The organism is Variovorax sp. ISS6 (assembly GCF_056523145.1).
Window position 1 is genome coordinate 927,640 of the sequence record NZ_JAWRZC010000001.1, and the last position, 18,124, is coordinate 945,763.

Consider the following 18,124-nt stretch of genomic DNA (forward strand, 5'->3'; position numbering starts at 1 on the left):
GAGAGAAGATGCCCGCTGCCCGGCCTGTTCCTCCCCCAGCCTCGCTGACCCTGGCTCAACTGCTGCAGGGATCGGCCTGGTTTCCGCAACTCGGCGTGGCCGCCGGCGAGCGCGTGCTCGAGGAGATGCGCGAGGTCGAGGTGGCGACCGGCGCCGCGCTGTGCCGCTGCGGCGACACCCCGCTGCACTGGTACGGCACCATCGACGGCCTGCTCAAGTGGTGCGTGAGCTCGCCCGACGGGCGCTCGGTCACCCTGGGTGGCCTGTCGACCGGCAGCTGGTTCGGCGAAGGCACGTTGCTGCGCGGCGTGCCGCGCACCGCGGACATCATCGCGCTGCGCCCCAGCCGGGTGGCGCTGATGCCGCTGGAGACCTTCGAGTGGCTGCGCGCCACGCACCGCAGCTTCGACGACTTCCTGCTGCGCCAGATCAACGAGCGCATGCACTGGTTCCTCGGCAACTTCGCCGCCCACCACCTGCTGGACACCGACAGCCAGGTCGCGCGCGCGCTCGTCGGCCTGTTCCACGAGTGGCTGCATCCGGGCAGCGATCCGCACCTGGAGGTGTCGCAGGAGGAGATCGCCAACCTCTCGGGCCTGTCGCGCCAGCGCTGCAACGCGGCGTTGCGGCGGCTGGCATCGGCCGGACTGCTGCGCATCGAGTACGGCGGCATCACCGTGACCGATCTGGACGGCCTGCGCCGCCGCATCGACGGCTGAGCGCCTCGCGCTCAGCGCCGGTGGTGCGAGGGCGCGAGCTCGTACACCGGCGTGTCGAGCCCTTCGGCGCGCGCCTTGAGCTGCAGCGCGAGGAACTGCGAGTAGTGGCGCGACTGGTGCAGGTTGCCGCCGTGGATCCAGAGGTTCGGCACCTGCGTCGGCTTCCACATGTTGCGCAGCTCGCCTTCCCACGGGCCCGGATCCTTCGGCGTGTCGGAGCCCAGGCCCCAGCACTTGCCGACCCGGTCGGCGACCTCGGGCGAGATCAGGTCGGCCAGCCAGCCGTTCATCGAGCCGTAGCCGGTGGCATAGACCAGCAGGTCGGCCGGCAGCTCGCTGCCGTCGGTCAGCGTCACCGAGCGTTCGTTCACGCGCTCGATGTTCACGCCGCTCCTGAGCTTCACGCTGCCGTTGGCCACCAGCTCCGAGGCGCCCACGTCGATGTAGTAGCCCGAGCCGCGCCGCAGGTACTTCATGAACAGGCCCGAGCCGTCGGCGCCGAAGTCGAGCATGAAGCCCGCCTTCTCCAGCCGCGCATAGAGGTCGGCATCGCGCTTCTTCATCTCGTCGTAGACCGGGATGTGGAAGGTGTGCATCACCTGGTAGGGCACCGAGGCGAAGATCAGGTCGGCCTTGTGGTGGTCGATGCCGCTCTTCACCGCCTGCTCCGAATACAGGCCGCCGAGCGCCAGTTCCATCAGCGAGTCGGAGGGCGCGATGTGGGTCGACGAGCGCTGGATCATCGTCACGTCGGCGCCGTGCTCCCACAGCGCCGCGCAGATGTCGTGCGCCGAGTTGTTCGAGCCCAGCACCACGCACTTCTTGCCCGCGTAGGCCTCGGGCCCGGGGTGCTTGCTCGAATGGTGCTGGTCGCCCTGGAAGTTCTCGGCGCCCGCGAGCACGGGCACGTTCGGGTAGCCCGACACGCCGAGCGCGAACACCAGCTGCTTCGGCCGCAGCACCACCTCCTTGCCCTCGCGTTCCACGCGCACTTCCCAGCGCTGCGTGGCCTCGTCGAAGCGCGCCTTCTTCGCCGTGGTCGAGCTCCAGTAGTTGAGCTCCATCACCTTGGTGTACATCTCGAGCCAGTCGCCGACCTTGTCCTTGGGCGCGAACACCGGCCAGTCGTCGGGGAACGGCATGTAGGGCAGGTGGTCGTACCAGACCGGGTCGTGCAGGCACAGCGACTTGTAGCGGTTGCGCCAGGAGTCGCCCGCGCGCGCATTGCGCTCGATGATGATCGTGGGAACCCCGAGCCGGCGCAGCCGCGCGCCGAGCGCGATCCCGCCCTGGCCGCCGCCCACGATCACCACCTCGGGCTGCTCGGTGTAGCCCAGCGTGCGGGCTTCCTCCTCGCGCTTCTCGAGCCAGCTCTGGCGGCCCTTGTGCACGCCGTGCTCCGCGCCCTTGATGCGGTTCGCGCCGGTCTTCTCCTCGAAGCCCTTGAGCTCGGTCATGGTGGTCAGCAAGGTCCAGGCCTTGCCGCCGCGCAGCCGCAGGTGGCCGCGGCCGCGCGCCACCCGGGTCTCGAACGTGAACCAGGCCTCTGTCACGCCGTCGGCCTCGCTGGCCTCGCCCTCGAGCGCGAAGTTCGACGGCTGCGTGTCGGCCAGCCGCGCCGCCAGCATCGCGCGGATCGCGCCCGCGCCTTCCTGCGTGCGGATGTTCCAGGTGAAGGCCACGAGGTCGCGCCAGAAGCCCTCGGCCTCGAACAGCGCGACCGTGGCCTCGACGTCGTTGCGCGCGAGCGCGGCGCCGAAGTCGGCCAGCCAGGTGGCGGCAGCCCGCGTGGGGGCGGCGGTGGATGCGGTCATCGAATGTCTCCGTGTATGAATGGATGAGAACGAACGCTGCGCCGCGGACGGCGCGGGTTGCGTTGCGCAGCTTTCGTGCCGCATGGCGGCGCACGGTGAATCAGGGACTTGGCGGGGGTTTTGTCGCGGGTGGGCTGCGTTGTCGCGCTCCCGGTGCGACGGGGATGAGACGGCGAGACGGCCCGCCGCTTTTGCGAAGTCCCTTCAATCACCCATTGGGAGGAGCGTTGCCACAGGGCGACGACCACGTTTCATGATGATGCGAAAGTATTCCGTCGCGGATAGATTTGGCCGCCGTCTGCCGACGAGGTCGGCGGGGCAACGAGTCAATCCAACAGAAAGAGATGAGGACATGAGGAGCACAACAACGAAGGCCCTGTGCGCCACGGCACTGGCGGCGGTCATCGCGGGATGCGGTGGTGGTGGGGGAGGTGGCGGCGGCGGGCTGCCGTTCGCCGTGGTGCCGCAGACGCCCGCCGAGTCGGAAGCCAAGCTGTCCGTCGAGGTCGACGGCAGCGCCGCGAGCCCCGACAGCGCGGGCAAGTACCAGGTGGCTCCGGGCCAGCTCGTGACGGTCAAGTCGAGCGATGGCAGCGAGATCACCTGGACCGGCGACAGCCGCAGCGGCGTGGCCCAGCGCGTCGAGGTCGATACCTCCGGCTCGCAGTGGCTGTCGCGCTTCAAGAACCCCAACGCGACGGGCAGCGCCGAGTTCAAGCTGACGGCCAGCGCATCGGGCAACCGGCGCAAGGAGCTGAGCTTCTCGGTCGGCACCGGCGACTACCGCAACGGGCGCTACACCGTGTATGCGGCCAATGGCTCGCGCCAGACGCTCGCCATCGATTTCGACAAGGCCACCTACACCTTGACCGACACGGCGGGCGATGGCAGCTCGGGCACCCTGACCGCGGGCGCGTCGCGCGACGGCGACTGGAAGGTGCAGAGCAGCCGCAGCACGAGCAAGGTGCTCGCGCTGCGTGGCCTCGGCGACAACATCGTCGGCGCGCTTCCGTTCGCGGTGGGCTACACCTCGCCGACGGCCTATGCGCCGTTCCCCTTCATCGCATCGCGCGCATTGCTGCTCCAGCAGGGCAAGCTCGACGGCACCTACGACCGCGGCCGGATCGACTTCTCGCCCGCGGGGGGGCAATCGGCCATCGCGCAGATCCAGAATCTCGGGTGGCGGCAAGGTGATGAAGCAGTGCCTCAACCTCGTCATCTACAAGATCGAGCAGTGCCCGAGCGCCGACGTGTCCGTCAGCAACATCGAGCCCGATCCGCAGCAGCCCGGCGTGTGGACGATGAAGAGCGCCGTCGACGGCACCCTGTTCGGTCGCTTCGCGCTCGCCGACTTCGGCGGCGAGAAGATCTATCTGAGCGCGGGTCCGTCGCCCACGACCAACACCCAGGTGCTGGCGGTGGGCGTGCCGGCCGCATCGGGCTACGCGGACTTCAGCAGCAAGGGCTGGTCGACGGGCGGCACGGCCGATGTCGTGGTGGCCGCCGGCTCGACGTACTCGCTGACCGGCACGGACGGTGCGGCCACCGCGCAGGCCGATCTCGCGCTGGCGGTCCAGCCATCGTTCGGGCCGACGGGCATGCGCACGGCGACGAAGGGCAGCTCGGTCTACTTCGCGATGCGCTCGAAGCAGCTCGAGCTGCTGATCGGCGCGCGCACCCCGTCGCTGAACGCCGGCTTCCTGCACCTGGGCCTGGTCGACTGATCGCATTCGCCCCGCGACGAGCCCGCGCCCGCCAGGGTGCGGGCTTTTTCTTTCAGGGGTGCCGCATGCCTGCCGGCCGTGGCGGCGCGGGGCCGCGAGGCGGCGCCACGATCCCGAGCCGCTTCATGTGCCGGTACACGGTGGCCCGGCTCAGGCCCAGCGCATCGGCCGCCTGCGCGACGCGCCAGCGGTGCTGGCGCAGCGCCGCGAGCAGACGCTCCGATTCGGCGGCCGTGTCCTCGGCCTCATCGACCATCGCGGGCATCGTCGTCGCGACGCGCTCCGGCAACCGCAGGTCCTCCACCACGACTTCACGCCCCGTGCACAACGCCAGCGCCAGCCGCAGCACGTTGCGCAGCTCGCGCAGGTTGCCGGGCCAGCGGTGCGCCATCAGCGCCTCGATCGCTTCGGCCGAGAGCCGCGCGTTCGAATCCACGGCGGCGGCCTCCTCGGCGAACAGGCTGTCGATCAGATGGCGGCGGTCGCGGCGTTCGCGCAGCGGCGGCAGCTTCAGCACGGCGCCGCACAGCCGGTAGTAGAGGTCCTCGCGGAAGCGGCCTGCCGCGACGAGTTCGCTCAGGCCCCGGTGCGTGGCGGCCACCACCGCGAGGTCCACGCGCTGCGGCGCGTCGCCGCCCAGCGGCAGCACCTCGCCTTCGGACAGCACGCGCAGCAGCCGCGTCTGCAGGGCCATCGGCATGTCGCCGATCTCGTCGAGGAACAGCGTGCCGCGGTCGGCCTGCGCGATCAGGCCCTTCATGCCCTTGCTGCGGCCGCCGGTGAAGGTGCCGGGCAAATAGCCGAACAGCTCGCTCTCGATCAGCGAATCGGGAATGGCCGCGCAGTTCACGGCCACGAAGGGCAGGGCCGCGCGGCGGCTCGCGCCGTGCAGCGCGCGCGCCAGCACCTCCTTGCCGCTGCCGGTCTCGCCCTCGATCAGCACGTGGATGCCGCGGTCGACCAGCCGGCGCGCCTGCGCCAGCAGCGACTGCATCGCGGGATCGTCGCCCGCGATGCGCTCGAGCGGCGGCAGCCGGTCGACGCCCGGCACGGTGGCCTTGCGCTCGGTCGCGGCCGTGCGGCGCGCCACGCGCGGCGCGAGCAGCGAGGCGTGGTACTCGCCGCCGTCCGGCAGCAGCACCGTGTGGGCGAAGGGCATGGCCGATGCGCTCGCGCCCAGGCGCCAGATCGCATCGAGCGGCATGCGCAGCAGCTCGGCCACGCCGGTGCCGACCGGATGGGCCGCGAACAGCCGCCGCGCGCTGCTGTTCGCGCCGACCACCGTGCCGGCCTCGTCGAGCGCGAGCATCAGCTCGCCGGCCACGTCGACCAGGCCGAAGGCGCTGCCCAGCCGCAGCACCCAGTGGCCGCGGAAGTGGCGCAGGAAATCGGCGTCCTCGATCATGCGCGCGTAGATCGCGACCAGGTGCCGCACCAGGTGCTGGCTCTCCTTGGCCTCGGGCGAATGCAGCGCCGACACGTCGAGCACCGCCGTGAGCCGCCCGCCATGGTCGAACAGCGGCGCGGTGGTGCAGGTCAGCGCGATGTGGGTGGCGTCGAAGTGCTCGGTCTGGTGGCAGGTCATCGGTGCCTGCTCGACCAGGCAGGTGCCCACGCCGCAGGTGCCCGCATGCGCCTCGTTCCAGTCGGCGCCGAGGTAGAGGCCGGCCTTGCGCAGCTGGTCGTCCCAGGCCGGGTTGCCGATGTAGTCGACCGTGATGCCCTCGGCATCGGTCAGCAGCACCATGTAGCCGAGGTCGGCCACGCGGCGATAGATGTCCTCCATGCCCGCGCGCGCGGTGCACAGGAAGTGCTCGAGCTGCTGCTGGTGCGCGCGCACCTCGTGCGCCGGCAGGATGCGCGCGGGCGTGGGCCGCGAGGGATCGAGGCCATGGTCGCGCACGCAGCGCGCCCACGACTTGTGGACCAGGCTGGTCGCCGGATCGGCCAGCGCGGTGCCGGTGGCGATCGAATAGACGTTGTCGATGTGGCGCGATTGCAGGGAAGGCATGCTCGACCTCGCGATGGCGCGCGGCCGCCGGAAGATCGGGGCGCGGCCGCGCAGCCGGACATCATTCGGCTGTCGCGCTGTCGCGGCACAGAGGTGAAACCCGGTGGTCGCCTAGCCTGCTTGCGTTACCGATACGCTTGGGGAAAGGGCTTGGCAAGACGCACGCTCTTCAATTCGTCAGTGAGATCAATCTTCTTACTTTTGAGGAGCCAGAACTTGAAGCTCTCGGACTTCATCTTCCAGTATCCAGTCGGCATCAGCTCTCGCAGGCAATGCCTTTGTCGGGTTCGCATGTTCACTGCCTCGCAGGGGGCGGTGGTCTTGCTCCTGACGGACATCGGTGAACTCGGCCTTGGGTCGTCGATCATGAATCACATCGAGCATCTTTGCGCGGCACTTGCCGTCCGGGGCTTTTTTCCGGAAGGTGCGCGAGTTGTCGAGCACCATGAGAGAGGCGGGGCTGTCGACGATGAGTTCTATCTGGTGGCGTTCGACGCGTCGGGGTCACCTTCGTGGGAGGAGGTCACGATGGAGCGCATCATCGTCATGCTCGAATGCCAGGCAGACGAATTCACGAAGCCAACTGCACACGATCAACGTCTTGTTGGGGAAATCGAGCGTCTACGCAACGCGGTCGACCCATTTTTCGACGCCCCGGATCTCGAGGCTCCAGAGATCGTCAACCGTCGAGGGGACATCGAAGACCAGATGGTGTCGAAAGCGATGCTCCTTCAGGTGATCGAATCAGGTGCCACTGAGCGGGAGTTGCAGCAGCTGTTCAAGAAGGATCCCTCCTTTTTTGGTGAGGTCTATGCAAGTCCGTACGAGGAGTACATCGTGCTGTCGGAATATCCGCTGGCCGATGGCTTCGTCGACTTTGTCGTTCTTACAGGTCGATCTCGCATGGAAGTCGTCCTGATCGAGATCAAGGGCGCGGACTTCTTCCTGGTCAATGCCGACAGCTATGGTGAGTTCGCTCAGAAGATGAATCAAGCTGCCGGTCAGATACGACGCCGGATCGGCGCAATCTACAGAGACATGTCGACGTTCAGGAAAAACATCCACAAAGTTCGTCGTGCGGTTGAGTCTGGGGCATCACGTCATGGTTCTTTCGTTGGACCTCGCCCGGGGCTTCTGGTCGATCCTGACAAGGACATTGAGCTGCGAACCGTCATCATTGGTGGAAGAACGCGCGACGACGTGGTTGAAAGCGGGAAGCGGCACGAGTTCGAGCACGGCGTCTCGCCTCCCGTACGAATCGAGTCGTGGGATACCTGGGTTCGAAAACTTCAGCGCCAGTAAAAACTTCGTGTCGAGTCATCGAGTCATCCCCCCAACCCGCTGGATCTACATATGAACATGCTTCAGTTCGAACTCTTCGCCGACTACTTTCAGTTCTACATCCAGGACGAATCCGCCGAAGGCGATCTTTCCGATGCATGGAGCGACGAGGCCGTGGAACGCATGCTCGTGACCGCGCCCGGCGTGGTCGGCATCGGCACGGCGCGCAACATGAACGTGCCGGTCACGCTCGAGATCCTCGAGGCCGCGCCGCCGCTCGATGCCGATGCGTGGGACCACGTGGTCGAGTGCACGCTCGCCACGACGAGCGGGCGCCTCGCGATCGCGGGTTGCACCGATTACCTTCCCGATGCGGCGCGCATGGCGATCGCGCCGGGCACCTACCGCGTGCGCGCCTGCTACGCGGGGCTCGCGACGCTGTCCGAGGACGGGCTCGAGGGCGAGGACCGCTACCACCTCGCGCTGTGGCCGGCGCCGGCCATCGAGCCCACGGTCGTCAAGCAGCGCGCGGCTTGAGCGCACCGCTCAGCGGCAGGCGAAGCTCTCCGCCTTCGAGGTATCGCCGCCCAGGTACGCGATCTTCTTCGGATAGGTGCACAGCGGCCGCGCGAGCGACTTGTCGCTGTTGCTCAGCACGATGTTCTCGGGCGGGATGCCCTTCTCGACCCAGTCGGTGAGCGCGGTGAACAGCTGGTTCGGCGCGGGCAGCGGCGGGTTGGCCGCGGGGCTGGTGCCGGGCAGGCCGTCGACCGAGCCCACGCCCAGGCAATGGCCCATCGCGGGGATCTCGAGGTAGCGGTAGAACTTCTGCAGCGCATCGATGCCGCCCATCGCGCCGGCCGCGCGCTCGTAGTAGTGGGCGGTGCCCGAGTTCGGGATCAGCTGGTCGGCCAGGCCATGGTAGGTCAGCATCTTCGCGCCGCGGTCGCGGAAGCGCGCGAGGTCGGGGTTGTCGGTGTCGATGTTCGCGAGCGCGTGTTGCAGCGCCTTGCCGCGGTCGCTGGCATTGGCGAGCTGCGCGTAGCCCAGGCCCTTCCAGCGGTCGGCGCCGTTGCCGGTGGCGTTGATGAAATCGGGCGTGGCGAGCGTCGGGTCCTGCAGGTTCAGCGCGACCTGGTGCACGGCGACGGGGAAGGGCGCGGGCACGCCGCCGGCCGAGCCGGCCAAGCCCGAGAGCGCGGTGCCGCGCGGGAGGCCGTACCAGAGCTGGTTCGACGCCAGCACGGGGCCGTAGCCGATGTCGGCCGCGGCCGGCGGCACGCTGCCGTCGCGGGTCTGGCCATACCAGATCTTGTTGACGGCCTGCGCCTGCGCGGTGCTCAGGCAGGCGGCGGTGGCATTGCTGCCGCCGCTCGCGGTGCACAGCACGGCCTTGTCCTGCACCGGGTCGTAGCGGCAGGCGGCGGGGTCGCTGATGAAGCCCTCGTGCTTGCCGGTGAGCTGGCTGTCGCAGGCGCTGACCGCGGCCGAGGACACCAGCGTGGCCTGCGCGGGCGCGAGCGGCGTGCCGCCGAGGTCGCGCTGCATCACGACCTGGGGATAGAGCTCGGCCGTGATGAAGCGGGTCCAGTTGATCGCGCTGTTGCCCGCGAGGATGCCGTCGAAGTCGTCGGGATTGGCCTGCGCCTGCATGTGGCCCTGGCGGCCGCCGGTGGAACAGCCGTCCCAGTACGAGTACTTCGGCGCCGCGCCGTAGAAGCCGGCCGCGAGCGCCTTGGCCTTGACCGCCATCTCGTGGATGCCGCGGCTCGCGAAGTCGGTCCACAGCGCGGTGTTGATGGTGCCGTCGGGGTTCATCGCGAAGGAGCCGTCGGCGCCGGCCACCGGGTTCGACGAGGCATGGCCGGTGTCGGTGACGGCACTGACCGACCCCTCGATGCCGGCGACGAGCGCGGGCGAGTTGAGGCCGGTGGAACTGCCGGTGCGGTCGAGCGCGCCGATCGAGGGTTCGCCCGCGAAGCCGCCGCCGCCGAGCACGCGCACGCGCTGGTTCCACGCGGCCCTGGCCGGCAGCCAGACCTCGATGCCGATGCCCGGCGAAGTCGAGGGCGCGCCCGCGGGGCCCGGGTTGCCCGGGCCGACGTTGAGCTTGACCATGCACAGGTCGCTGGCCGCGAGCGTGCCGGTGGCCTTGCCGTCGAGGTTGAGGTCGTCGCCTTTCCTGAACTGCTTCACCAGCCGCACGGTGGTGTTCGCATCGGGCTTGAACGCGGTCTTGAGGCTGTCGTCGCAAGTCAGCGCGACCGGTGCGGCGGGTGGCGGCGCGGCCGGCACGATCGGCAGCACGGTGCCCGACGAGCCGCTGCCGCCGCAGGCCGAGAGCGCGGCGGCCGCGGCGAGGCACAGCAGGGCGATGGAGGGTGGAACGGAACGGGTGTGGGATCTGTTGTCGTGGCGCATCTTCTGTCTCCTGTGTTGGCAGACATCGAATGTGCCGAGCGTGCCTCGCACGGTCTATCGACATGCGATCGGCGCTTGCAGGATTCCCTCAACCGGCCTTCGGACTTACCCGCGATGCACGCGTGCGCGCGGGCGTGCTGCCCACGAGCTGGCGGAACACCTGCGTGAAATGCGCCTGGCTCGAGAAGCCCACCGCCTGCGCGATCTCGGCCAGCGCGAGCGGGCCGTCGAGCAGCGCCAGCGCCTGTCGCACGCGCTGCTCCATCACGTAGCGATAGGGCGTGGCGCCGGTGCTGGCGCGAAAGAGCCGCGTGAAGTGCACCGCGCTCAGCTGCAGCTCGGCCGCGAGCGCGTCGATGCCGAAATCCTCGGCCAGGTGCGCCATCACCCAGTCGTAGACGCGGCGCAGGTCGGCCTGCGAGAGCCGCCCGCGCGGGCGCTGCACGTTGCGCGCGCAGCCGTAGCGCGCCTGCAGGTAGCTCGCGAGCGCCATCGACAGCCCCTGCGCATGCAGCCGGCCCGAGCTGCAGCCGCGCTCGATCTCGTCGCGCATGGCGGTGGCCAGCAGCTGCAAGGTGGCGTCGGTGGTCGACAGCTGGGTCTGCAGGTGCAGCTCGCCGTCGCTCTCGGGCATGAGGCGGCGCAGCGCCTCGGGGCGGATCTCGATCGCCACCATCTCCTCGATGCGGCCGGTCCAGCTCGCGCGGTCGACCTCGTAGCCCCGCTCGAAGATGCTCATGCCGCCCGCGCGCGTTTCGATGCGATGCGAACGCCGGCCCTGCGTCATGACGCCGTGCACATGGCCGCGCACGCACAGCGCGATCAGCGGATGCGGGTTGTAGCAGGCCGGGTTCTCGCCGTCGCCGATCATCGAGCGGACCTCGAGCGCGAAGCCCTGCCACGGCGTGGCGCCCGCGTTCAGCAGCAGCCGGCCGTCCATGCGCAGCGGCTTGCCCGTGGTGTCGAGCAGGCTGATCTCGCGCGTCATGGCACGTTCTCAGACCCCGAGCAAGGCCTCCAGCGCCTGCGGCTGCGCGAGCAGCGCGCCCGAGGCGCCCTGGCGCACGATCTGGCCCTTCTCCATCACCACCGCGAGCTCGGTGTGGGCCAGCACCTTGCGGTAGTCGCGGTCCACGATCAGGGTGGCGATGCCGGTCTGGCGGATCTGCTCGATCACGCGCCAGATCTCGGCCACGATCAGCGGCGCGAGGCCCTCGGTCGCTTCGTCGAGGATCAGCAGGCGCGGGTTGGTCATCAGCGCGCGGCCGATCGACAGCATCTGCTGCTCGCCGCCCGAGAGCTGCTGGCCGCCGTGCGACAGGCGCTCGGCCAGCCGCGGGAAGGTGGCCATCACGCGCTCGAAAGTCCAGGCGCGCCGGCCGTCGATGCCCGCGCGCTCGCTCATCACGAGGTTCTCGCGCACCGAGAGGTTGGGGAAGATGCCGCGGCCCTCGGGCACGTAGCCGATGCCCAGGCGTGCCATCTTCTCGGGCGGCAGGCCCGTGACCGTGCGGCCGTCGACCTGCACCTCGCCCGAGGCGGGGCGCACGTAGCCCATGATCGTGCGGATCAGCGTGGTCTTGCCCATGCCGTTGCGGCCCAGCAGGCCGACCGAGGTTGCGGCCGGGATCTCGGCATGCACGCCGCGCAGGATGTGGCTGTTGCCGTAGTAGGTGTTGAGGTCCTTGACGTTGAGCATCAGAGGCCTCCCGCCGGGCCGCCCCAAGGCAGGCCTGCGCCCCCCCGGGGGGCAGCGATGACACGAAGTGCGGAGCGTGGGGGCATCAGTGTTCCTCTCCCAGGTAGGCGGTGCGGACTTCGGGGTTCTCGCGGATCGCGTCGGGGCTGCCGGTGGCGATCACCGTGCCGTTGACCATCACCGTGATGCGGTCGGCCACGCGGAACACCGCGTCCATGTCGTGCTCCACCAGCAGGATGGCGTGCGTGGCCTTGAGCTGCGCGAGCAGGTTCAGCATGCGGTCGGTCTCCTCCGCGCCCATGCCGGCCAGCGGCTCGTCGAGCAGCAGCACGCGCGGATGCGTGGCCAGGCACATCGCCACCTCGAGCTGGCGCTGCGCGCCGTGGCTCAGCGTGCCGGCGATGTGGTGCGCTTCGGCGGCGAGGCCCGCGGCCTCGAGCGCCGCGTCGGCCGAGGCCGAGCTCGCGGCGCAGCCGCGCGACGACTGCCAGATCGCCCAGGGCCGCGGCATGGCCGCCTGCGCCGCGAGGCGGCAGTTCTCGTGCACGCTGAACTCCGGGAAGATGGTGGTGCGCTGGTAGCTGCGGCCCACGCCCGCGAGCGCGCGGCGGAACTGCGCGCGCGTCGTGATGTCCTCGCCGTCGAGGCGGATGCGGCCGGCCGAGGCCTCGATTTCGCCCGAGAGCATGTTGATCAGGGTCGACTTGCCCGCGCCGTTGGTGCCGATCACCGCATGCACCTCGCCCACGTGCAGGTCGAGCGTGACCGCGTTGACCGCGACCAGGCCGCCGAAGCGGCGGGTCAGGCCCTCGACGGACAGCAGCACGGAATCGTTCATGCCCCGCTCCTCGGCGACAGCCGCTGCACCAGCCCGATCAGGCCCTTGGGCAGCAGCGCCACGAACACGATGATGGTCAGCCCCAGCGTGAGCTGCCAGTGGTCGGCCAGCGGCCCGAGCAGCGCATGGGTCGAGAAAATCTCCTTGAGCAGCGTGAAGGCGATGGCGCCGATCACCGCGCCGCGCAGGTGGCCCAGGCCGCCGAGGATCACCATCAGCAGCACCTCGCCCGAGTTGTGCCAGGCCATCAGCTCGGGGTTGACCACGCCGTCGCGCGAGGCCAGCAGGAAGCCCGCGAGGCCGGCCAGCGCGCCCGCCAGCACGAAGGCCGCGAGCTTGTAGGCGTAGGTGGGGAAACCCGCCGCGCGCATGCGCTGCTCGTTGACGCGGATGCCCGCGAGCGCCGCGCCGAAGCGCGAGCGGCGCAGCAGCGCGAGCAGTGCGTAGGTGAACACCAGCGCCGCCAGCACCACGTAGAACAGCACCGTGCGGTTCTCGAGGTCGAGCGCGCCGAGGGCCGGGCGCACGTAGAGGTAGATGCCGTCGCTGCCGCCGCCGACCTTGGTGTCGTGGAACACGAAGAAGGCCATCTGCGCGAAGGCCAGCGTCACCATGATGAAGTAGACGCCGCGCGTGCGCAGGCTCAGCGCGCCGACGAACAGGGCATAGAGCCCGGCCGCGCCCATGGCCGCGGGCAGCAGCAGCGCGAAGTTGCCGCCCTCCGCGCCCGAGGCCAGCACCGTGACGTAGGCGCCGATGCCGTAGAAGGCCGCGTGGCCCAGGCTCACGAGGCCGGTCATGCCGACCAGCAGCTCGAGGCTCAGCGCGAAGATCGACAGGATCATCACCTTGACGATGAAGTCCGAGGCGTAGTTGCCCAGCAGCGGGCCGGCGATGCCGATGGCCAGCGCGCAGGCCAGCGGCAGTGCCGCGCCGCCGAACGAGCCGGCGTTCCGGGCGAGTGAAGAAGAGGGCGTGGAGGCAATCATGCGCGTGGAGGTCCTGGGGATCGAACTCATGGACGCCGTCCCATCAGCCCCTCGGGCTTCCAGATCAGCACGATCGCCATCAGCAGGTAGATGCCGATGCCGCTCAAGTCGGCGAAGAACACCTTGCCGAAGGTGTCGACGAAGCCCACCAGCAGCGAGGCGACGAGCGCGCCGGTGATCGAGCCGATGCCGCCGATCACGACCAGCACGAAGCAGATGATCAGCACGCTCGCGCCCATGTTGGGATAGACCGAGGACATCGGCGCGGCGATCATGCCGGCCAGCGCCGCGAGCGCCACGCCGGCCGCGAAGACGATGCGGTAGAGCCGCTTCACGTCGATGCCCAGGCCGCGCACCATGTCGCGGTTGCTCGCGCCGGCGCGGATCATCATGCCCAGGCGCGTGCGGTTGACCACCCAGTACAGCGCCAGCGCCAGCACGATGCAGGCGGCCGAGGCGAACAGGCGATACCAGGGATAGCTCATCACGCTGCCCAGCGCGAAGCTGCCGTCGAGCCAGGCCGGCACCTTCACGCCGTGCACGTCGTTGCCCACCAGGATCGAGCGCAGTTCCTCGAACACCAGGATCAGGCCGTAGGTCATGAGCACCTGCTGGAGGTGGTCGCGCTGGTAGAGGTAGCTGAAGAAGGCCCACTCGAGCAGGTAGCCGAAGATGGCGGCGAGCACCACGCCGGCCGCCAGCATCAGGAGGAACTGGTCGCCGAACAGCGGCGCCAGCGAGAACGCCATGTAGGCGCCGATCATGTAGAAGCTGCCGTGCGCGAGGTTGATCACGCCCATGATCCCGAAGATCAGCGTCAGGCCCGAGGCCACGAGAAAGAGCAGCAGTCCGTACTGAACCGAGTTCAGGCACTGGACGAGGAAGGTGCCGAAGTCCACGTTAGGTCATCCGGGTTGGGCTGGAGAAGCAGGCGCGAAGCGCCGCGATGTTCGGGAGACACCGCGGATCCGGCTTGGCCGGTCCGCAGGTGTCGCCCCCTCGAGGGGGGAGTCGAGCTGCACGAAGTGAGCGAGGGACGGGGGTGGGTTACATCCTGCAGCCGCGCGCGGGGTCGGCCAGCCCCTTGATCGCCGTGCTCACCAGCTTGTTCTCCTTGCCGTCCACCTTGCGCAGATAGATGTCCTGCACCGGGTTGTGCGACTTGCTGACCGTGAACGCGCCGCGCGGGCTGTCGATCTTCGCCTTCTCGACCGCGGCCGCGAAGTCGGCCTTCTTCGTGATGTCGCCCTTGGTGGCCGCGAGGCCCACGCCCAGCATCTGCGCGGCGTCGTAGCCCTGCACCGCGTACACGTCGGGCTGCAGCTTGAAGGTCTTGGCGTAGGCGGTGCGGAAGGCGTTGTCGCGCGGCGTGTTCAGGCCGTCGGCATAGTGCAGCGTGGTGAGCATGCCCTGCGCCGATTCGCCCTGCGCCTCGAGCGTGCCGTCGGTGAGGAAGCCCGGGCCGTACAGCGGGATGGTCTTGTTCAGGCCCGCGGCCTGGTAGTCCTTGACGAACTTCACCGCACCGCCGCCCGCGAAGAAGGCATACACGGCATCGGGCTTGGCCGCCGCGATCTCGGTCAGCAGCGCCTGGAACTCCACGTTCGGGAACGGCAGCGTGAGCTGCTTGTCGACCTTGCCGCCGGCCTTCTCGAAGCCTTCCTTGAAGCCGTTGACCGACTCCTCGCCGGCCGCGTACTTCCAGGTGATGGTCATGACCTTCTTCTTGCCCTGCTGCTTGGCCGCCACCTCGCCCATGGCGTAGGCCGGCTGCCAGTTGCTGAACGAGCTGCGGAAGATGTTGGGCGCGCACATCGGGCCGGTGACGGCGTCGGCGCCGGCATTGGGCACGATCAGCACGGTGCCGCTCTCCTTGGCGGCCTTGGCCATGGCCATCGCCACGCCCGAGTGCACGGTGCCCACGATCACGTCGACGTTGTCGCGCTTGATCAGCTTGTTGACGTTGTCGGTGGCCTTGGCGGGATCGGACTCGTCGTCGACCTTGAAGTACTCGATCTCGCGGCCCGCGAGCTTGCCGCCCTGCTCGTCGACGTAGAGCTTGAAGCCGTTCTCGATCGCCACGCCGAGCGCGGTGTAGGTGCCGCTGTAGGGCAGCATCAGGCCGACCTTGAGCTTGCCCGTGCCCTGGGCCGAGGCGGCCGTGCACAGCGCGGCGAAGGACAGCGCGGTCAGCGCGAGGCGGGTGGTGTGGCGAATGGTCATGAGGTTTGTCTCCTGTTTTTGGTGATGAACGAAGTGGCCGCGACGATGACACGATCCGGCTGATCGCGATGCGGGGAATGCCCGCATTCGGGGATCTCGAGCAGCTCGCAGCCGGGCACGCGCGCGGCGATGCCGCGGATCTGCGCGAGGCTGCCGTACTCGTCGCCGAGCCCCTGCACGGCGAGCACGGGGCAGCGGATCGTGTCGAGCTCGGCCTCGATGTTCCAGTCGCGGAACGGCGGATGCAGCCAGATGCGGTTCCAGCCCCAGAAGGCCGAGTCGGCGCTGTCGTGGTAGCGGCCGAGCTTCCGGGGCAGGTCGGTGCCGAGGTAGGCGGTGCGCGCGAGCTCGATGTTCGCCACCGTCACGTCTTCCACGAAGATGTGCGGCGCGAGCACGACCAGCCCCGCGACCCGATCGGGGAAGCGCGCGGCGTACAGCAGCGAGATCGAGCCGCCGTCGCTGTGGCCGAACAGCCAGGGCTTTTCGCCGTCGAGCGCGAGCGCGCTGAACAGCGCGGGGAGCACCTCGTGCGCCTGGCGGTGCATGAAGTCCACGTCCCAGATCTCGTCCTCGGCGCGCGGCGTGGAGCGGCCGTAGCCGGGGCGCGAGAACACCAGGCCGCGCACGCCGGCGGCTTCGCACAGGCGCGCGGGGAAGTCCTTCCACATCGCGACCGAGCCGAGGCCTTCGTGCAGGAACACGAGCAGCGGCGCGTCGGCGCGCTCGGGCGCGATCCACTGGCACTCGATGCGCACCGCGCGGCCGCGCCAGTCGATGGTGGCGAAGTCGGGAAAGCTCATGCCTGCTTCTCGCGCTCGCGCAGCCGGAAGCGCTGGATCTTGCCGGTGGCGGTCTTCGGCAGCTCTGCCACGAACTCGAGGAAGCGCGGGTACTTGTAGGGCGCGAGGCGTTCCTTCACGAAGGCCTTGAGCTCGTCCTCGGTGGTGGCACCGCCGTCCTTGAGCACCACGAAGGCCTTGGTCTTCGTGAGGCCCTCGCCGTCCTCCTTGCCGATCACCGCGGCCTCGAGCACGGCCGGGTGCTGCATCAGCGTGGCCTCGACCTCGAAGGGCGAGACGTAGATGCCGCTGACCTTGAGCATGTCGTCGCTGCGGCCCGCATAGGTGAAGTAGCCGTCGGCGTCGCGCGTGTACTTGTCGCCGCTCTTGGTCCAGCCGCCCTGGAAGGTCTCGCGCGACTTCTCGCGGTTGGTCCAGTACATCAGCGCCGAGCTCGGGCCGCGGATGTAGAGGTCGCCGACCTCGCCGTCGGGCACCGCGCGGCCGTCCTCGCCGCGCAGCTCGACCTCGTAGCCCTCGACCGGCTTGCCCGTGGTGCCGTAACGCACGTCGTCGGGCCGGTTCGAGATGAAGATGTGCAGCATCTCGGTGGAGCCGATGCCGTCGATGATGTCGCAACCGAAGTGCGTCTTGAAGCGCTGCGCGATCTCGCCGGGCAGCGCTTCGCCGGCCGACGAGCACATGCGCAGCGCCACCGCCTCGCGCGCCGGCAGCTTGGGCGAGGCGAGCATGCCCGCGAAGCCGGTGGGCGCGCCGAAGAAGACGGTGGGCTTGTGCTCCACCCAGCGGCGGAAGGTGGCGTCGGGGGTAGGCCGTTCGGCCATCAGCACCACGGTGGCACCGACCGACAGCGGGAAGGTCAGCGCATTGCCCAGGCCGTAGGCGAAATACATCTTGGCGGCCGAGAAGCAGACGTCGTTCTCGCTCAGGCCCAGCACCGGCTTGCCGTAGAGCTCCGCGGTCCACCAGAGGTTGGCCTGCGTGTGAACCGTGCCCTTGGGCTTGCCGGTGGAGCCCGAGGAGTAGAGCCAGAAGCCCGGATCGTCGGAGGCCGTGAGCGCGGGCGCGGCCAGCGGCTCGGCGGCGGCGAGCGCGGCCTCGAAGTCCCGCGCGCCCTCGGGCAGCGCGCCCGCCGGTTGCGACACCAGCAGCGTGTGCAGCTCGTGGCCGCCGCGCGCCATCGCTTCCTGCAGCACCGGCAGCAGTGCGCCCGACACCAGCGCGGCCTGCGCGCGGCTGTGGTCGAGCATGTAGGCGTAGTCCTCGGGCGTGAGCAGCGTGTTGACGGCCACCGGCACGATGCCGGCGTAGAGGCAGCCGAGGAAGCTCACGGGCCAGTCGTTGCCGTCGAGCATCAAGAGCAGCACGCGTTCCTCGCGGCGCACGCCCGCGGCCTTGAGCGCCGCGGCCAGGCGGCGCGCGCGGTCCTCGAGCTGGCCGTAGCTCAGCGTGCCGCGGTCGTCGATGTAGGCGGTGCGCGCGGCGCGTTTGCGGTTGAGCGCGAACAGGTGCTCGGCGAAGTTGAAGCGGGGTGGCAGGCTCATCGTGTGTCTCCTTGGGGCCTCAGTGGGGGGCGCTGCGGCTCTGTATCTATATGAAGGG

The 18,124-nt window shown here is 69.3% G+C and carries 17 protein-coding genes; 4 read left to right on the plus strand and 13 right to left on the minus strand.

All coding sequences use genetic code 11. The features are described 5' to 3' along the window. The first annotated feature begins 8 nt into the window (after positions 1 to 8). Positions 9 to 719, plus strand: coding sequence for a Crp/Fnr family transcriptional regulator (locus AC1HIL_RS04285; RefSeq protein WP_057595323.1), 711 nt, complete (start codon positions 9 to 11; stop codon positions 717 to 719). An 11-nt stretch (positions 720 to 730) separates the two neighbouring features. On the opposite strand, the gene AC1HIL_RS04290 is transcribed toward AC1HIL_RS04285, so the two are convergent. From AC1HIL_RS04290 to AC1HIL_RS04300, 3 genes are all read right to left on the minus strand, one after another. Beyond that, entirely contained in the window at positions 731 to 2,533 is a 1,803-nt protein-coding gene (locus tag AC1HIL_RS04290) for an NAD(P)/FAD-dependent oxidoreductase (protein WP_261212190.1), read from the minus strand. 204 nt (positions 2,534 to 2,737) lie between these two features. Next, positions 2,738 to 3,307 carry a hypothetical protein gene (locus tag AC1HIL_RS04295; protein WP_479672746.1) on the minus strand — a complete coding sequence of 190 codons (570 nt, stop codon included), beginning with the start codon at positions 3,305 to 3,307 and terminating at the stop codon, positions 2,738 to 2,740. Positions 3,308 to 3,391: 84 nt separating this feature from the next. After that, positions 3,392 to 3,529, minus strand: coding sequence for a hypothetical protein (locus AC1HIL_RS04300; protein ID WP_479672747.1), 138 nt, complete (start codon positions 3,527 to 3,529; stop codon positions 3,392 to 3,394). Between the two features lie 197 nt (positions 3,530 to 3,726). Here AC1HIL_RS04300 and AC1HIL_RS04305 point away from each other — a divergent pair, with 197 nt between their 5' ends. After that, positions 3,727 to 4,257 carry a hypothetical protein gene (locus AC1HIL_RS04305; protein ID WP_479672748.1) on the plus strand — a complete coding sequence of 177 codons (531 nt, stop codon included), beginning with the start codon at positions 3,727 to 3,729 and terminating at the stop codon, positions 4,255 to 4,257. Between the two features lie 52 nt (positions 4,258 to 4,309). Here AC1HIL_RS04305 and AC1HIL_RS04310 read toward each other — a convergent pair whose 3' ends face one another. After that, a complete protein-coding gene (locus tag AC1HIL_RS04310; RefSeq protein WP_479671224.1) occupies positions 4,310 to 6,268 on the minus strand; it encodes a sigma-54-dependent Fis family transcriptional regulator in 1,959 nt (652 codons plus the stop codon). 216 nt (positions 6,269 to 6,484) lie between these two features. Between AC1HIL_RS04310 and AC1HIL_RS04315 the strand changes: the two genes are divergently transcribed. Further along, the gene (locus tag AC1HIL_RS04315) at positions 6,485 to 7,570 is read left to right on the plus strand and encodes a Shedu immune nuclease family protein (protein WP_479671225.1); all 1,086 of its coding nucleotides are present in this window, start codon (positions 6,485 to 6,487) and stop codon (positions 7,568 to 7,570) included. Between the two features lie 51 nt (positions 7,571 to 7,621). Next, entirely contained in the window at positions 7,622 to 8,086 is a 465-nt protein-coding gene (locus AC1HIL_RS04320; RefSeq protein WP_479671226.1) for a hypothetical protein, read from the plus strand. A 9-nt stretch (positions 8,087 to 8,095) separates the two neighbouring features. Here the strand turns inward: AC1HIL_RS04320 and AC1HIL_RS04325 are convergent, their stop codons facing one another. The 9 genes from AC1HIL_RS04325 to AC1HIL_RS04365 form a co-directional block, all read right to left on the minus strand. Next, positions 8,096 to 9,970, minus strand: coding sequence for a tannase/feruloyl esterase family alpha/beta hydrolase (locus AC1HIL_RS04325; RefSeq protein WP_479671227.1), 1,875 nt, complete (start codon positions 9,968 to 9,970; stop codon positions 8,096 to 8,098). 88 nt (positions 9,971 to 10,058) lie between these two features. Then, complete coding sequence (locus AC1HIL_RS04330) at positions 10,059 to 10,958, minus strand: helix-turn-helix domain-containing protein (RefSeq protein ID WP_479671228.1); 900 nt, start codon at positions 10,956 to 10,958, stop codon at positions 10,059 to 10,061. A 9-nt stretch (positions 10,959 to 10,967) separates the two neighbouring features. Next, entirely contained in the window at positions 10,968 to 11,669 is a 702-nt protein-coding gene (locus AC1HIL_RS04335; RefSeq protein ID WP_296740393.1) for an ABC transporter ATP-binding protein, read from the minus strand. Between the two features lie 85 nt (positions 11,670 to 11,754). Beyond that, complete coding sequence (locus tag AC1HIL_RS04340; protein WP_479671229.1) at positions 11,755 to 12,507, minus strand: ABC transporter ATP-binding protein; 753 nt, start codon at positions 12,505 to 12,507, stop codon at positions 11,755 to 11,757. Further along, the gene (locus AC1HIL_RS04345) at positions 12,504 to 13,496 is read right to left on the minus strand and encodes a branched-chain amino acid ABC transporter permease (RefSeq protein ID WP_057595311.1); all 993 of its coding nucleotides are present in this window, start codon (positions 13,494 to 13,496) and stop codon (positions 12,504 to 12,506) included. Before AC1HIL_RS04345 ends, AC1HIL_RS04340 begins: the two co-directional genes overlap by 4 nt. A gap of 26 nt (positions 13,497 to 13,522) precedes the next feature. Then, entirely contained in the window at positions 13,523 to 14,395 is an 873-nt protein-coding gene (locus AC1HIL_RS04350) for a branched-chain amino acid ABC transporter permease (RefSeq protein ID WP_057595310.1), read from the minus strand. Positions 14,396 to 14,543: 148 nt separating this feature from the next. After that, positions 14,544 to 15,719: an ABC transporter substrate-binding protein gene (locus AC1HIL_RS04355; protein WP_057595309.1), complete on the minus strand. Its 1,176-nt coding sequence runs from the start codon at positions 15,717 to 15,719 to the stop codon at positions 14,544 to 14,546. Further along, entirely contained in the window at positions 15,716 to 16,522 is an 807-nt protein-coding gene (locus tag AC1HIL_RS04360; RefSeq protein WP_479671230.1) for an alpha/beta fold hydrolase, read from the minus strand. The genes AC1HIL_RS04355 and AC1HIL_RS04360 overlap by 4 nt, the downstream gene beginning before the upstream one ends. After that, a complete protein-coding gene (locus AC1HIL_RS04365) occupies positions 16,519 to 18,066 on the minus strand; it encodes a benzoate-CoA ligase family protein (protein ID WP_479671231.1) in 1,548 nt (515 codons plus the stop codon). The genes AC1HIL_RS04360 and AC1HIL_RS04365 overlap by 4 nt, the downstream gene beginning before the upstream one ends. Between the last annotated feature and the right edge of the window lie 58 nt (positions 18,067 to 18,124).

What these genes read in the sequence shown, in the direction of transcription:
- AC1HIL_RS04290 (WP_261212190.1), bottom strand. Translation starts at nt 2,533, where the DNA reads ATGACCGCATCCACCGCCGCCCCCACGCGGGCTGCCGCCACCTGGCTG.
- AC1HIL_RS04335 (WP_296740393.1), bottom strand. Translation starts at nt 11,669, where the DNA reads ATGCTCAACGTCAAGGACCTCAACACCTACTACGGCAACAGCCACATC.
- AC1HIL_RS04330 (WP_479671228.1), bottom strand. Translation starts at nt 10,958, where the DNA reads ATGACGCGCGAGATCAGCCTGCTCGACACCACGGGCAAGCCGCTGCGC.
- AC1HIL_RS04365 (WP_479671231.1), bottom strand. Translation starts at nt 18,066, where the DNA reads ATGAGCCTGCCACCCCGCTTCAACTTCGCCGAGCACCTGTTCGCGCTC.
- AC1HIL_RS04285 (WP_057595323.1), top strand. Translation starts at nt 9, where the DNA reads ATGCCCGCTGCCCGGCCTGTTCCTCCCCCAGCCTCGCTGACCCTGGCT.
- AC1HIL_RS04310 (WP_479671224.1), bottom strand. Translation starts at nt 6,268, where the DNA reads ATGCCTTCCCTGCAATCGCGCCACATCGACAACGTCTATTCGATCGCC.
- AC1HIL_RS04345 (WP_057595311.1), bottom strand. Translation starts at nt 13,496, where the DNA reads ATGATTGCCTCCACGCCCTCTTCTTCACTCGCCCGGAACGCCGGCTCG.
- AC1HIL_RS04340 (WP_479671229.1), bottom strand. Translation starts at nt 12,507, where the DNA reads ATGAACGATTCCGTGCTGCTGTCCGTCGAGGGCCTGACCCGCCGCTTC.
- AC1HIL_RS04325 (WP_479671227.1), bottom strand. Translation starts at nt 9,970, where the DNA reads ATGCGCCACGACAACAGATCCCACACCCGTTCCGTTCCACCCTCCATC.
- AC1HIL_RS04300 (WP_479672747.1), bottom strand. Translation starts at nt 3,529, where the DNA reads ATGTTGTCGCCGAGGCCACGCAGCGCGAGCACCTTGCTCGTGCTGCGG.
- AC1HIL_RS04355 (WP_057595309.1), bottom strand. Translation starts at nt 15,719, where the DNA reads ATGACCATTCGCCACACCACCCGCCTCGCGCTGACCGCGCTGTCCTTC.
- AC1HIL_RS04320 (WP_479671226.1), top strand. Translation starts at nt 7,622, where the DNA reads ATGAACATGCTTCAGTTCGAACTCTTCGCCGACTACTTTCAGTTCTAC.
- AC1HIL_RS04305 (WP_479672748.1), top strand. Translation starts at nt 3,727, where the DNA reads ATGAAGCAGTGCCTCAACCTCGTCATCTACAAGATCGAGCAGTGCCCG.
- AC1HIL_RS04360 (WP_479671230.1), bottom strand. Translation starts at nt 16,522, where the DNA reads ATGAGCTTTCCCGACTTCGCCACCATCGACTGGCGCGGCCGCGCGGTG.